Origin of the sequence: Pasteurella pantherarum (assembly GCF_049670885.1) — a bacterium.
GTDB lineage: Bacteria > Pseudomonadota > Gammaproteobacteria > Enterobacterales > Pasteurellaceae > Pasteurella.
The window spans coordinates 2277795-2292248 of record NZ_CP187173.1 but is presented as its reverse complement, the minus strand read 5'-3'; the positions used below and the strand labels follow the sequence as shown (position 1 = coordinate 2292248).

Below are 14454 nucleotides of genomic sequence, written 5' to 3'. Positions count from 1 at the left end.
AAGTTTAACGCTTTAAAAACTTGGGTATTTTTCATTAAATCACACTAAAAAATAACGATATGCAGGGCTTTCGGTAACATCTTGATAGACATAGCCCAGTTTTTCCAAGTGCTGATGGAAGGCGTCGAGATCTTTATCATCTAGTTGAAAACCCGCTAGGACGTTGCCATAGTCTGCACCGTGGGCACGATAGTGGAAGACGGAAATATTCCAATGGGTTTGTCCAAGTGTTTCAAGGAATTTTAACAAGGCACCTTTTTGTTCTGGAAATTCAAAGTTATATAAGCGTTCTTTCAACGAGCTATTTGAACGTCCACCAATCATGTAGCGAATGTGCGTTTTGGCAATATCATCATTGGATAAATCTATTAAATCATACCCATTTTGTTGTAGCTGATTGATAATGCTTTGTTTTTCTTCTTCACCTGTAATGCGTACCCCCACGAAAATGCACGCTTGTTTGTCATCGGCATAGCGGTATTTAAACTCGGTCACAGGCACATGACCTAAAATATGGCAGAATTTTAAGAAGCTTCCTGGTTGTTCAGGAATGGTCACCGCCAGCAGGGCTTCATGCTGTTCACCAATTTCACAACGTTCTGAAACATAGCGTAAGGTGTGGAAATTTAAATTTGCACCCGATAACACATTAACCAAGGTTTCCCCTTGAATATTGTGCTCTTTGACATATTTTTTTAACCCTGCTAGCGATAAGGCACCAGAGGGTTCAGCAATGGCACGCACATTTTCAAAAATATCTTTGACTGCGGCACAAATTTCATCGCTGTCCACCAAGACCACATCGTCAATATATTGCTGACAAACACGGAAGGTTTCATCACCAATCCGTTTCACAGCCACCCCATCAGCAAATAAGCCAACACGATCTAAATCCACGGGTTTGCCCGCTTTTAAGGCATAATATAAACAAGCGGAATCCTTCGATTCTACGCCAATCACTTTAATTTCTGGAATTAATTGTTTGATTAACACCGCAATCCCTGCCGCTAAGCCGCCTCCCCCAACAGGCACAAAAATGCGGTCAATTTGGCTGTTTTGTTGCAATAACTCCATCGCCAATGAGCCTTGACCTGCAATGACCGCTGGGTGATCAAAAGGGGGAATGAAGGTCATATTTTTACTTTCTGCCAGTTCAATGGCTTTAGCTTTGGCTTCATCAAAATTCGCACCATGTAATAAGACTTCCCCGCCAAATCCTCGTACGGCATCCACTTTAATGCTTGGGGTATTTTGTGGCATGACGATTAAAGCACGCAAACCAAGCTGTTTCGCCGATAATGCCACGCCTTGAGCATGATTGCCTGCGGAGGCGGCAATCACCCCCGACGCTTTTTGTTCTGCATTTAAGCCTGCGATCATGGCATAGGCTCCACGCAATTTGAAGCTGTGTACGGGTTGACGGTCTTCACGTTTGATAAACACTTTATTGCCTAAACGTTCAGACAATTTTGGCATATCTTGAAGGGGGGTGACTTGTGCCACTTCATAGACTTTGGAGCTCAGCACCGCTCTGAGGTATTCTGCACCCGTTGGGTGAGTTGAATGAAAGTTATTGACCATAGACGTTGTCCGTTATTTTTTAATTTTATTGCTCAAGCAAGAAAAAGCCGTAATAAACCGATCAATGAGAAAACGGTGGGCAATGTTGCCCACACGGCTTAATAAGTTAAATTTTCGTTTTATCCCTCACCGCACCTTTGTCTGCCGAGGTAGCAAAATGCCCATACACTTTTAAGGCAAAGGACACTTCACGTTGACGGTTGACAGGTTGCCAACCCAGTTTATCTTGTTCCACACGGCGTTGGGCAAGTTCCTCTTCTGCGACACAAAGCTGAATGGAACGGTTTGGAATATCAATTTCAATTTTATCGCCGTCTTTCACTAATCCAATTAATCCCCCTGCTGCGGCTTCAGGGGAGCAATGCCCAATGGATAATCCTGATGTGCCGCCTGAGAAACGCCCATCTGTTAATAAAGCACAGGCTTTACCTAAACCCATGGATTTTAAATAACTCGTTGGATAAAGCATTTCTTGCATACCCGGTCCACCTTTTGGTCCTTCATAGCGAATCACCACTACATGACCTGCTTGCACTTTGCCTCCTAAAATCCCCGCCACGGCATCTTCTTGGCTTTCAAACACAATCGCATTGCCCGTGAATTTTAAAATGCTTTCGTCCACTCCTGCCGTTTTGACGATACAACCGTCCATAGCCAAGTTACCTGATAGCATGGCTAACCCGCCATCTTGGCTATAGGCAAATTGTTTGCTACGAATACAGCCGTTTTCACGATCATCGTCCACTGTATCCCAACGGCAATCTTGCGAAAAGGCTTCAGTGGTGCGAATCCCTGCAGGGCCTGCACGGAAGAATTGGTGTACGGCTTCATCTTTGCTTAGCACAATATCATATTTTGCAATTTGTTCCGCAAGGCTCATGCCGAGGACAGTACGGGTATCGTTATGCAATAACTGGGCACGATCCAATTCCCCTAAAATCGCCATAATGCCACCTGCACGGTGTACATCTTCCATGTGATATTTTTGGGTGTTTGGTGCCACTTTACTTAAACAAGGCACTTGACGAGATAAGCGGTCAATATCAGCCATGGTGAAATCCACTTCGGCTTCTTGTGCCGCCGCCAATAAATGCAATACCGTATTGGTTGAGCCGCCCATGGCAATATCTAAACTCATGGCATTTTCAAACGCTTTTTTGGTCGCAATGGAACGAGGCAAGACGCTATCATCGTCCTGTTCATAATAACGTTTGCACAGTTCAACCACTTGTTTCCCTGCATTGAGGAACAGTTGTTTACGGTCAGCATGGGTCGCCAAGCAAGAGCCGTTCCCTGGCAAACTTAAACCTAAGGCTTCAGTGAGACAGTTCATGGAGTTAGCCGTAAACATACCCGAGCAAGATCCACAAGTTGGGCAAGCAGAACGTTCAATTTGTGCACTATCTTCGTCTGAAACATTCGGGTTTGCCCCTTGGATCATGGCATCCACTAAATCCAGTTTGATGATTTTATCAGACAATTTGGTTTTGCCTGCTTCCATGGGTCCACCAGAAACAAACACACAAGGAATATTTAGGCGTAACGCCGCCATGAGCATCCCAGGGGTGATTTTATCGCAGTTAGAAATACACACCATCGCATCGGCACAATGTGCATTGACCATATATTCCACTGAATCGGCAATTAAATCACGGCTAGGTAAGGAATAGAGCATGCCACCATGCCCCATGGCAATGCCATCATCCACCGCAATGGTATTAAATTCTTTCGCCACGCCACCGGCTTTTTCAATTTCACGGGCGACAAGTTGCCCCATATCTTTTAAATGTACATGACCAGGGACAAATTGCGTAAAGGAATTGACCACGGCAATAATCGGTTTACCAAAGTCATTTTCTTTCATTCCCGTAGCACGCCATAAGGCACGTGCCCCCGCCATATTGCGACCTTGTGTACTGGTCGCGGAACGTAATTTAGGCATAATCTCTCCAACGTTGTGTTTGCGTGTTAGATGGTGGCATGCCAATAAAGCCACCATGTTTCACCGCTTAATTTAATGATTTTGAATTGGTTTCCAATCAACAAATGAGGTTGAAATCGGCTTATTTTTGTTCTCTTTTGTTAATGTTAGTTGATTCGATGAATCTCGTTTCGTTACATGATAATGCACAATTTTAAGTGCGATAAGTTTTGGTCTGTCTTTATCTAAACGTATTTTTTGCTCCGCTCGAGAGGTGGCGATGTCCGTTAACTCGTGTGGAAAACGTACTCTAGCATTTTGGCTAATTGTATCCTCTGCAAAATCTTGATAAGTCCATACAGACAAGTTAGTCCAAGGTTTTTGTTCATTCAAAATAAGGGTTTTACGCCCAAATTCGTCCATTTGAATGGTTTTTCCTGTTTTCATCGCATCTAAATAGATAAGGTGCGTGATGGTTTGATGATGTGGCTTACCTTGCTCTGCGAGCACCAATGAATCTTCAAGGTAAAACGCTTTTGGGAATGCGTTTATCTCGTCATACTCCGCAGTATCCTTTGAAACATAGGTGCCTTGGTTTGTCACAAAATAAACTTGGGTATCTTGCTTAACGATAGACTGAATCACACCCTCTTGCTGTTGGATAATCTCGATTTTTGGTGGGATGCAACTCCCAACAAAGCAACAGCCATTTAATAATAAACAGCCGATGATTAACCCAACTGTCTTGTACCACATCTTATGCTTCCCACTTAGTGCTGATCAAACAATGTGAAAGGCAATGCAATAATTGAACCTGCAATATAAATCGGGGCAACGACGGCGATAGCCAGCCCGATTTTAGTAGCTTGCGAATCATAATGCGTATTTTCTTTATACTCAACAAAACGAGTTTTTAGTGGCGGTGAGAATTTATTTTTGGTTAAAAGCTGTTCTCTATTTTCCACTTTGACTAACGCAATATTTTCAAGACAAGTAGGGTAATAAACACGTTTCGGGACTACTCGAACTTGATAATTGTCACTCAAATCGTTTTGTTGTGCTTCGGTAAATTTTGTTGGCTCGAAGTCGATGTCTAAACAGGCTTGTGCGGTATTGCTTTTTACATTCTTTTTGATTTCTATGAGATCAATTTGCTTAATGGATGAATAGTAAGGGGAATGCAATAACTGAATCAGCCCTTTCGCATTTTTGGTTTTGTTAGCACTAATTTGATAATCGTAATGCTCACCCAAAACGTGAATGGCATTATCAGACAGCATAAAAGCATAAATTGATTCTGTTTTAGTACCGATAGGCGTGTAATGCGTACTGAAACAACCGCTTGTCGCAACAGCTAATGTACTCATGACCAGTTTTTTGACGAAATGCATTGCACAACTCCTCATTGATTAGGACAGATGAATATCTTTCACATCATACACTTTAACTAATTGATTGGTAAGTAAACTTAAGGGGCGATCACTTTTTACTGTAAAATCGATTTTTGCCGCCTCTTCACTTGAAGTCATATGCATGGCAACCACATAAAAACCACGATGACGAATCACACGTAAAATACGTTCTAGGGTTTCTGGGCGTAGGTTAACCTCAAGGGTAAATGGATAGGTTTGCATAATATTTCCTTAAAATTTTTTCAAAACAGACCGCACTTTACATCTCTTCAACCATGTCAAGGTTGCAAGCATTCGGTGGCACGAGTGGCCAAACATTCTCATTACTTGAGATACACACATGCAAGAAATAGGCTTCTTTGCTCGCTAATAAGCGATCAAGTGCCGCATCCACTTCCGCACCTTTTGTAATCCGTTCACCTTGAATGCCAAAGGCAGCGGCAAGCATCACGAAATCGGGATTATCATCTAAAATCGTGTGGCTGAATCTGGCATTGAAAAAAAGCTCTTGCCATTGACGCACCATACCCAAGCGTTGATTGTCTAATAACACGATTTTGACAGGTGTTTTACCACGTTTAAAGGTGCCTAATTCTTGAATATTCATCATGATCGAGCCATCACCAGAAATTAAGATCACCTCATCTTCAGGACGGGCTTTCTTCGCCCCAATCGCTGCTGGTAAGCCAAATCCCATGGTGCCATAACCTGCCGACGTGATGTAATTTTCAGGGGCATAATGTTGCATATGTTGAGCTGACCACATTTGGTGCTGACCCACATCAGTGGTGATTACCGCACTTTGTGGCTTTTTCTTTGATAAGGAATGGAGCAACCATAATGGATTAATGAAGGTTTCCCCTTGGTTTTCGGCATAACAAAAATCATGTTGTTGTTTCAGTTGTTGGATATAAGTTTGCCATTCAGCAATCTCCAATGGAATACTTAATCCACGGAAAGCTTGTGTAATATCGCCACACAATGCCACCTCTGGACGACGTAATTTACCAATTTCGGCAATATCAATATCCGCATGAATCACTTTCGCATAAGGGGCAAAGGTGTCGAGTTTTCCCGTAACACGATCATCAAAACGAGCACCAAAGGCAATTAATAAATCACACTCATGTACGGCATAATTTGCCGCTTTGGTGCCATGCATACCAATCATGCCCATGTAATAAGGGGTATCGGGATGAATCGCACCCAATCCCTTTAAAGTGGAAACACTGGGCATTTGCGTAATCGATAAAAACTCACGTAATGCTGGCACTGCCTTTGCCATGCCAACTCCGCCCCCAACATAAACCACGGGGCGTTTTGCTTGTTTCAGTAACTCAAGTGCTTGGGCAAGATTATCGGGTGAAAGGGCAGTTGGTGTTGAAACCTGACGGGTAAAAGGCACCACCTCAGTCGGGGCAAATTGAATGTCTTTCGGAATGTCTACCAAAACAGGACCAGGTCGGCCACTTGCGGCAATTTCAAAGGCTTTGGCAATCACCTCTGGCAGCTCATCAATACTTTGAACTAAAAAACTATGCTTGGTACAGGCAAGGGATAAGCCGAGTACATCGGCTTCTTGGAAAGCATCTGTCCCGATTAATGGCGTGGCAACTTGCCCAGTGATCGCCACCACAGGAATGGAATCCATTAACGCATCGCCCAAACCCGTAATGAGATTTGCCGCCCCCGGGCCTGAGGTTGCAATACATACCCCCACTTTGCCACTGGAACGGGCATAACCAATGGCAGCCATCGCCGCCCCTTGTTCATTACGGCATAATAAGTGTTCAATGCCCGCATCATACAGTGCATCATAAACTGGCATAATTGCCCCACCTGGATAGCCAAAAACGGTGGTTACGCCATGAGTTTTCAAACTTTCGGTTACTAATCTTGCCCCATTCATTTTTATCGCCCTTTTAATTATTTGATAAGTACAAAAAACCCTCATCTGCTATCAGACGAGGGTTAAATTTGATCTTCTTTGGTTATCGACACTCAAACATTAACGCACTCGCCCCGCAGTGATAATAATCACCACGAGGTTAATAATAATACCTAGTTCAGGGCGTAATGCCATCATGTCAATTCCAAATAGAAAGTATGCTGTTGTGTGTTTTATATTCATATCATATTTTTTTTTCAGTGAAAACCTTTTTTTGCAAAAATGGGCAAATCTTTTAACAAAAAAACAACAAGTTGTGAACGTAAAACCGCCAAGCCATTTTTACAACGAGCATGTTGGATTGTGTTATGATAAGACCAATTTTTTTCATAGGATTTTTTTATGCAACCACTTCCTTTTCGTGCCGTGATTTCCGATTTAGATGGCACGTTGCTCAATGCCCACCATGTCGTGGGACATTTTACGATTCAGACCCTACAAAAATTAGCAGAAAAAGGCGTTGATATTTTATTCGCAACAGGTCGTAACCATACTGATGTAATCCCCATCTTTCAAAAAGTGAATATTAAAAAAGCAGTGATGATCACCTCAAACGGGGCAAGAGTACAAGATTTACAAGGCAATATTTTACGCCAAAATTATTTACCTGAAGATCTCGCTTTTGAGCTAATGAATATCCCGTTTGACCATAGTCGTGTTTGTCTTAACACTTATCAAGGCGACGAGTGGTTTATTAATCTTGATATCCCACAATTACGCCAATATCACCAAGATTCGGGCTTTATGTACCAAGTGGTGGATTTCCAAAAACACCACGGCCGTGAAACGGAGAAAGTGTTTTTTATTGGACGATCACCACAAGATTTACAACCGCTTGAACAGTATTTAAAAAGCCATTATGCGGATCAAACTCATATCACCTATTCCACACCGCAATCTTTAGAAGTGATGAATAAAAATGTCTCAAAAGCCACCGCACTTGCCCAAGTGATCGCAAAACGAGATTATTCGATGATGGACTGCCTTGCCTTTGGGGACGGCATGAACGATATGGATATGCTCAAAGAAGTGGGAAAAGGCTGTATCATGGGCAATGCGGATCCTCGCTTAAAATCCGCCTGTCCGCAATTAGAGGTCATTGGTCTCAATGCTCACGAATCGGTTGCCAGTTATTTACGGGCGATATTTGGTCTTCGGTAAAGCCTATGAACTTGTTACAACATGCGATATGCATTAGCTTCGGTGCCATGTTAGGGGCACTGAATCGTTGGGGATTAGGCTTATTGCTCAATCCTCTGTTTAGCTCTTTGTCTTTTGGGACATTAATCGCCAATTATCTCGGCTGTTTTTTGGCAGGCATCATACTGGCAATAGGTTGGCAATATCCACAATTTTCCCCTGAATGGCGAGCATTGCTGATGACGGGATATTTAGGTAGCCTCACGACATTTTCGGCGTTTTCTGCCGAAGTGATCGAAAACATTGAGCAACATCAATGGCTTGAAGGAATGGGTATCGCCTCATTACATCTATTCGGTGGCTTATTCTTTACCGCACTCGGCGTGTTTATTTGGCGTGCTTGGCAGTAAAAAAGTGCTGAATTTTTGCCAAGACAGGACTGCGAATCTCATCACGCTCAAACAAAATTTCATGCTTGCTATCCGCAATCTGTAACAATTCCCCCTGTGGTAAAAGTGCGGTCAATTCTCGCAAATTTTTATTTTCCACAATCTTTTCTTTTTCTGATTGTAAAATCAACACAGGGATTTCAATACGTGGCAAAAGGGTAGGTAGCTTTTTAATGGCATGAAAACAAACATGCACCCAACGAAATGTCGGCCCACCTAAATGAATTTGGGGATGACGGCGATTAATTCGATTCATCCAACGCATTCTTGTTCGACAATTACTCAAATCATTTTTATCTAAATTGGCGGGCTGATAACGCCCTTTACCGAATACATAACGGGTGCCTTGACCCAATAGCATCATCAAGTTAATAATCAGTTCATCTCGGAAGGAATGCTGTAATGGAATGCCATAAAAGGGAGCAGAAAAAACCGCACGTTTAATGCGATGATCATAATTTGCCAGATAATAGGTACTAATCAATGCCCCCAAAGAATGGGCAAGAATATATTGATTTTCATACTGGTACAAGCTGTTTATTTTATCCAATAGAATCGCCATATCGTCCGCATAAAAACGAAATTCATCAATATAGCCTTTTTCACGATCCTTTAATAAACGCTGCGAATAACCTTGTCCCCGATGATCAAACACCAACACATCATAACCTTGTTGATAAAAATCATAAGCCAGTTCAGTCCATTTTAATAAATTTTCCGCACGACCATTGACCAAAACCACCAAATTACGCACGGAAGGATTGGCTTGAACAAAATGGCGATAAGTAATCCGCACCCCTTTTTTTCCTTGCACATCAAGCAACGGAAATTGCTCGGCAAATGGATGCAATTCAGCTAATGCAAAGTGGGTAAAAAAAGGTTCACGGATCATGGTGCTACCAGCCATCAAATCAATAAAAGAACATCATTTTAGCATGAAATGCACTTAGCGACTATGCTCGCAACATTTCCCAACACATAACAAAAGAGCAGGATTGACCTGCTCTGTTTTGCTTGAAAATGCGTGATTATGCGACTAATTGTTTCAAAATACGGCGAAGTGGCTCAGCCGCACCCCATAACAATTGGTCACCCACTGTGAATGCTGCTAAATATTCAGGCCCCATTTTGAGTTTACGTAAACGACCGACTGGTACAGAAAGCGTACCTGTAACTTTCGTTGGTGTCAGCTCACGTAAGGTTGTTTCTTTATCATTTGGAATGACTTTCACCCACTCGTTGTGGCTTGCAAGAATTTGCTCGATTTCCTCTAATGGTAAATCTTTTTTCATTTTGATTGTGAATGCTTGGCTGTGGCAACGTAATGCCCCAATACGCACACATAATCCATCCACAGGAATTGGATTGTCATCTAAACCAAGAATTTTATTGGTTTCCGCATAACCTTTCCATTCCTCTTTGGTTTGGCCATCGTCCCATAATTTATCAATCCATGGAATTAAGCTGCCCGCCAATGGTGCACCGAAGTTATCGATTGGTAAATCACCACGCATTTTTGCAGTGACTTTACGCTCAATGTCTAAAATTGATGATGCTGGATTATCAAGATCAATTTTCACGCTTTCTTCCAACTGCCCCATTTGAACGAGCAATTCACGCATATTTTTCGCACCTGCACCACTTGCGGCTTGGTAAGTTGCTACAGATACCCATTCCACTAAATCACGCTCGAATAAACCGCCTAATGCCATTAACATTAAGCTCACAGTACAGTTACCACCGACATAGGTTTTAATCCCATTTTTTAAGCCTTCGCTGATCACATTTTGATTAACAGGATCTAAGACGATAATGGCGTCTTTCTCCATGCGTAAGGCAGACGCGGCATCAATCCAATAACCTTTCCAACCTGCTGCACGTAATTTCGGGTACACTTCATTTGTGTAATCACCCCCTTGGCAAGTCAAAATAATATCTAATTTTTGGAGTGCTTCAAGATCATAGGCATCTTTCAACTCACCTGCGTCCTTCCCTCCAAAAGTCGGTGCCTTTTGACCCGCTTGTGAAGTGGTAAAATAAACTGGATTGATATTTGCGAAATCATTTTCTTGTTGCATACGGTCCATCAATACGGATCCGACCATCCCACGCCAACCGATAAAACCAACGTTTTGCATAACATTTTCCTTATATAAATTATAAATGTGAATAATTGTGTTTGACTAAACCTAATTAATTACAAGATAGACTAAATAAAATCAAGCTTTTTTCACTAAAAATTAATCAAATTCAATTTTTATTCCGAATTTCATCATTGATGTGTCTTTTTTTCACGATTTATTTAATCTAATCGAAAAGTTTACAGATAAAAAAGAATAACCAGAAAAGGATAACGTAAGAAAATCATCTCGCTTATTGAATAAGCACAGATGTTCCACTAGGCATTACACCCCCAAAACGATGCGACATAAAACTAGGTGAGTGATTATCGCCAAAAACAAAAAAGGCGTACCTTTCGATACGCCTCTTTAGCAAGTTAAGTCAAATTATTTGATAATTTTAGCTACAACACCTGCACCTACTGTACGACCACCTTCACGAATCGCAAAGCGTAAACCTTGGTCCATCGCGATTGGGTGAATCAAGCTTACTGTCATCTTGATGTTGTCGCCTGGCATTACCATCTCTACGCCTTCTGGTAACTCGATTGTACCTGTTACGTCAGTTGTACGGAAGTAGAACTGTGGACGGTAACCTTTGAAGAATGGAGTATGACGTCCACCTTCTTCTTTTGATAATACGTAAACTTCTGATTCAAAGTCTGTGTGTGGTGTGATTGAACCTGGTTTCGCTAATACTTGACCACGTTCGATTTCTTCACGTTTTGTACCACGTAATAACGCACCAACGTTCTCACCCGCACGACCTTCGTCTAATAATTTACGGAACATCTCAACACCCGTTACTGTGGTTTTTGTGGTTTCTTTAATACCCACAATTTCAACCTCTTCACCAGTACGGATGATACCACGCTCAACACGACCTGTTACTACTGTACCACGACCAGAAATTGAGAACACGTCTTCGATTGGAAGAAGGAACGGTTGGTCTACTGCACGCTCTGGCTCTGGAATGTAAGTGTCTAAGTGGTTCGCTAATTCAAGAATTTTCTCTTCCCACTCTGGCACGCCGTTTAACGCTTGTAACGCTGAACCACGTACGATTGGAGTGTCATCACCTGGGAAGTCATATTGAGAAAGAAGTTCACGCACTTCCATTTCAACTAATTCTAATAACTCTTCATCATCTACCATGTCGCATTTGTTTAAGAATACGATGATGTAAGGTACACCTACTTGGCGACCTAAAAGGATGTGTTCACGAGTTTGTGGCATTGGACCATCTGTTGCCGCTACGACTAAGATAGCACCGTCCATTTGTGCTGCACCTGTGATCATGTTTTTCACATAGTCAGCGTGTCCCGGACAGTCAACGTGTGCGTAGTGACGAGTTTCTGTATCGTATTCTACGTGTGAAGTGTTGATGGTGATACCACGCGCTTTTTCTTCTGGCGCGTTATCGATTTGGTCGAATGCACGAGCAGCACCGCCGTAGTGTTTTGCTAATACTGTTGTGATTGCTGCTGTTAAAGTTGTTTTACCATGGTCAACGTGGCCGATTGTACCCACGTTTACGTGCGGTTTTGTACGTTCAAATTTTTCTTTAGACATTGAGAGTCCCTCTAAACAAACACGGTTATGGATGGTTCAATATACCACATTAACCAAAATGAATAATTTGTTGTTAATAAAGGACAGAAAGGAAGTTTAAGACTGGTGCTGATAGGCGGATTTGAACCGCCGACCTCACCCTTACCAAGGGTGCGCTCTACCAACTGAGCTATATCAGCGTTTGGAGCGGGCAGCGGGAATCGAACCCGCATCATCAGCTTGGAAGGCTGAGGTAATAGCCATTATACGATGCCCGCAGTCCTAAATTCATCTGACCCATCAGAACGATTCATTTAATAAATGGTGGAGGGAGAAGGATTCGAACCTTCGAAGGCTGAGCCGGCAGATTTACAGTCTGCTCCCTTTGGCCGCTCGGGAATCCCTCCAGCTAAATGAACACTCGCATAAGAAAGAATGGTGCCGACTACCGGAATCGAACTGGTGACCTACTGATTACAAGTCAGTTGCTCTACCTACTGAGCTAAGTCGGCATCTCGTAAGCAAGTGAGGCGTATTATAGGGAAATTTTTATCGCTGACAAGTGTTTTTTTTAAAAAAAATGATTTTTTTAATCATTCGTTTAATTATCAAACAAAAAGTTTATTTTTTATCATAAAATGAGCATTTTTCTAAAAAATTTATGCGTTTTCTCTACGTTATAAGGTATATTTTATACTCAATTTACTCTCACTTATTTCAATTAAATTCATCGTGGAACAAATAAATTCGACTTTTTTATCAAAAAAACTTACACCTTTTTTGTCTTTTAATCGCCAACAATGGGCGGAATTAAGAAAATCGGTGCCTTTAACCTTAACAGAGCAAGATCTCAAACCCCTTCTTGGGATTAATGAAGATCTTTCTTTAGATGAGGTTCGCACGATCTATTTACCTTTAGTTCGTTTAATTAATTATTACATTGAAGAACGCATTCAACGCCAACAAGTCATGAATCGTTTTTTAGGGGTGAATCCTGATAAAGTCCCTTACATTATCAGCATTGCGGGCAGTGTTGCGGTAGGAAAAAGCACCTCGGCACGTATTTTGCAATCTTTATTATCACGATGGCCAGAAGCCCGTAAAGTGGATTTAATTACCACTGATGGTTTTATTTATCCGTTGGAAAAATTACAGCAAGACAATTTGCTGAATAAAAAAGGCTTCCCCGTTTCTTATGACACCGCACGCTTAGTGCGGTTCTTAGCCGATATTAAATCGGGTAAACCTGAAGTGAAAGCCCCTGTTTATTCTCACTTAATTTATGACATCGTGCCTGATCAATTTGACGTGGTGGATCAACCCGACATTCTGATTTTAGAAGGCTTGAACGTATTACAAAAAGGTGAGCGTTGCACACAAACCTTCGTCTCTGATTTTGTGGATTTTTCAATTTATGTGGATGCACCAGAAACCTTATTGAAAGAATGGTATATCAGCCGTTTCTTAAAATTCCGTAAAAGTGCTTTTACTGATCCTAATTCCTATTTTAAACATTATGCGACCTTGTCTGAACCAGAGGCGATCAGCATTGCTAGCCGTATTTGGGACGAAATTAATGGCTTAAATTTAAGAGAAAATATCTTACCGACGAGAGAACGAGCCAATTTAATTTTAACCAAAGGTACCGATCATGCGGTGGAGTTAGTCAAACTACGCAAGTAACTGCCGACATTTCATTCATAAAAAAGACCGCACTTTGCTTATTCAACCCAAAGTGCGGTCTATTTTAAGCCAGTTTTACGAAACTCAATTAGACATCATAAGTCCCCATCACCACAGCCTGATCTAAAATATGCCCTTGCATGGCAAAATGCAGATCATTAAAACGGAAACCCGCTTTCAACGGTAATTGACAATCTAATGCATACACGATTAACTCATAGCGATGCAAACAATTTGGTGGTGCCATGCCACCATAAGATGCGGCTTCTGCAACATCAAATTTTCCTAATACACTCGCCCATGAATTTGCCCCTTGCACATAATCGGTCGCCGTTAAACTTTCATTTTCTTTGACTGACGTGCGTGTTAAATTGGCAATTAACCAATGAATCCACACAAAGCCACTTGCCGTAATGGCATCTTTATCTTCCAACACCACGGCAAAAGATTGCGTACCTTGTGGGGCATCCGTAATCTCAAAAGGAATAGAATAGGTCGGCATACCATTGGGACTAAACTGGCTTCCTCGTTTACCATATTTGTCTTCAAATACGCCATTTTTAATCGCTGCACTGGTGACTTTCATCATGTTCTCCTTAAATGTTAGTGAAACCGATCACGACTACTATAACGGGAATGGGCAAAATTT

At 41.9% G+C, this 14454-nt stretch carries 14 protein-coding genes and 4 tRNA genes; 3 read left to right on the top strand and 15 right to left on the bottom strand.

The genetic code is table 11. The features are described 5' to 3' along the window. Positions 1–39: 39 nt before the first annotated feature. The 7 genes from ilvA to ACPEEM_RS10740 all read right to left on the bottom strand — a co-directional run bounded on the left by ilvA (position 40) and on the right by ACPEEM_RS10740 (position 7045). Positions 40–1581, bottom strand: a complete 1542-nt coding sequence (ilvA, locus tag ACPEEM_RS10770) for a threonine ammonia-lyase, biosynthetic (protein WP_424405175.1) — start codon at positions 1579–1581, stop codon at positions 40–42. Between the two features lie 106 nt (positions 1582–1687). Continuing rightward, entirely contained in the window at positions 1688–3523 is a 1836-nt protein-coding gene (ilvD, locus tag ACPEEM_RS10765) for a dihydroxy-acid dehydratase (RefSeq protein WP_424402102.1), read from the bottom strand. Between the two features lie 72 nt (positions 3524–3595). Then, on the bottom strand, positions 3596–4258 hold the full coding sequence (locus ACPEEM_RS10760; protein ID WP_424406973.1) for a hypothetical protein: 663 nt from the start codon (positions 4256–4258) through the stop codon (positions 3596–3598). Between the two features lie 14 nt (positions 4259–4272). Beyond that, the gene (locus tag ACPEEM_RS10755) at positions 4273–4893 is read right to left on the bottom strand and encodes a hypothetical protein (protein WP_424406971.1); all 621 of its coding nucleotides are present in this window, start codon (positions 4891–4893) and stop codon (positions 4273–4275) included. 18 nt (positions 4894–4911) lie between these two features. Further along, positions 4912–5136, bottom strand: a complete 225-nt coding sequence (ilvM, locus tag ACPEEM_RS10750; RefSeq protein ID WP_424405169.1) for an acetolactate synthase 2 small subunit — start codon at positions 5134–5136, stop codon at positions 4912–4914. A 37-nt stretch (positions 5137–5173) separates the two neighbouring features. After that, positions 5174–6823 carry an acetolactate synthase 2 catalytic subunit gene (gene ilvG / locus ACPEEM_RS10745; RefSeq protein ID WP_424406969.1) on the bottom strand — a complete coding sequence of 550 codons (1650 nt, stop codon included), beginning with the start codon at positions 6821–6823 and terminating at the stop codon, positions 5174–5176. A gap of 99 nt (positions 6824–6922) precedes the next feature. Continuing rightward, complete coding sequence (locus tag ACPEEM_RS10740; RefSeq protein ID WP_424402098.1) at positions 6923–7045, bottom strand: hypothetical protein; 123 nt, start codon at positions 7043–7045, stop codon at positions 6923–6925. Between the two features lie 159 nt (positions 7046–7204). Between ACPEEM_RS10740 and ACPEEM_RS10735 the strand changes: the two genes are divergently transcribed. Beyond that, positions 7205–8023 carry a Cof-type HAD-IIB family hydrolase gene (locus tag ACPEEM_RS10735; RefSeq protein ID WP_424406967.1) on the top strand — a complete coding sequence of 273 codons (819 nt, stop codon included), beginning with the start codon at positions 7205–7207 and terminating at the stop codon, positions 8021–8023. A 5-nt stretch (positions 8024–8028) separates the two neighbouring features. After that, positions 8029–8412 carry a fluoride efflux transporter CrcB gene (locus tag ACPEEM_RS10730; RefSeq protein ID WP_424406966.1) on the top strand — a complete coding sequence of 128 codons (384 nt, stop codon included), beginning with the start codon at positions 8029–8031 and terminating at the stop codon, positions 8410–8412. On the opposite strand, the gene ACPEEM_RS10725 is transcribed toward ACPEEM_RS10730, so the two are convergent. From ACPEEM_RS10725 to ACPEEM_RS10695, 7 genes are all read right to left on the bottom strand, one after another. After that, positions 8390–9343, bottom strand: coding sequence for an alpha/beta fold hydrolase (locus tag ACPEEM_RS10725; protein WP_424406964.1), 954 nt, complete (start codon positions 9341–9343; stop codon positions 8390–8392). The genes ACPEEM_RS10730 and ACPEEM_RS10725 overlap by 23 nt on opposite strands. Positions 9344–9479: 136 nt before the next feature. Then, positions 9480–10589, bottom strand: a complete 1110-nt coding sequence (gene asd / locus ACPEEM_RS10720) for an aspartate-semialdehyde dehydrogenase (RefSeq protein WP_424402094.1) — start codon at positions 10587–10589, stop codon at positions 9480–9482. A gap of 369 nt (positions 10590–10958) precedes the next feature. Continuing rightward, a complete protein-coding gene (gene tuf / locus ACPEEM_RS10715) occupies positions 10959–12143 on the bottom strand; it encodes an elongation factor Tu (protein WP_424402093.1) in 1185 nt (394 codons plus the stop codon). Between the two features lie 103 nt (positions 12144–12246). Then, positions 12247–12322, bottom strand: a tRNA-Thr gene (locus ACPEEM_RS10710). A 3-nt stretch (positions 12323–12325) separates the two neighbouring features. After that, positions 12326–12400, bottom strand: a tRNA-Gly gene (locus ACPEEM_RS10705). A 44-nt stretch (positions 12401–12444) separates the two neighbouring features. After that, a tRNA-Tyr gene (locus ACPEEM_RS10700) sits at positions 12445–12529 on the bottom strand. Positions 12530–12558: 29 nt separating this feature from the next. Continuing rightward, positions 12559–12634: transfer RNA gene (locus ACPEEM_RS10695), tRNA-Thr, on the bottom strand. A gap of 220 nt (positions 12635–12854) precedes the next feature. On the opposite strand from ACPEEM_RS10695, the gene coaA reads away from it, so the two are divergent. Further along, positions 12855–13805, top strand: coding sequence for a type I pantothenate kinase (gene coaA, locus ACPEEM_RS10690; protein WP_424402092.1), 951 nt, complete (start codon positions 12855–12857; stop codon positions 13803–13805). Positions 13806–13893: 88 nt separating this feature from the next. On the opposite strand, the gene ACPEEM_RS10685 is transcribed toward coaA, so the two are convergent. Beyond that, positions 13894–14391: a YbhB/YbcL family Raf kinase inhibitor-like protein gene (locus ACPEEM_RS10685; protein WP_424404128.1), complete on the bottom strand. Its 498-nt coding sequence runs from the start codon at positions 14389–14391 to the stop codon at positions 13894–13896. Positions 14392–14454 lie beyond the last annotated feature (63 nt).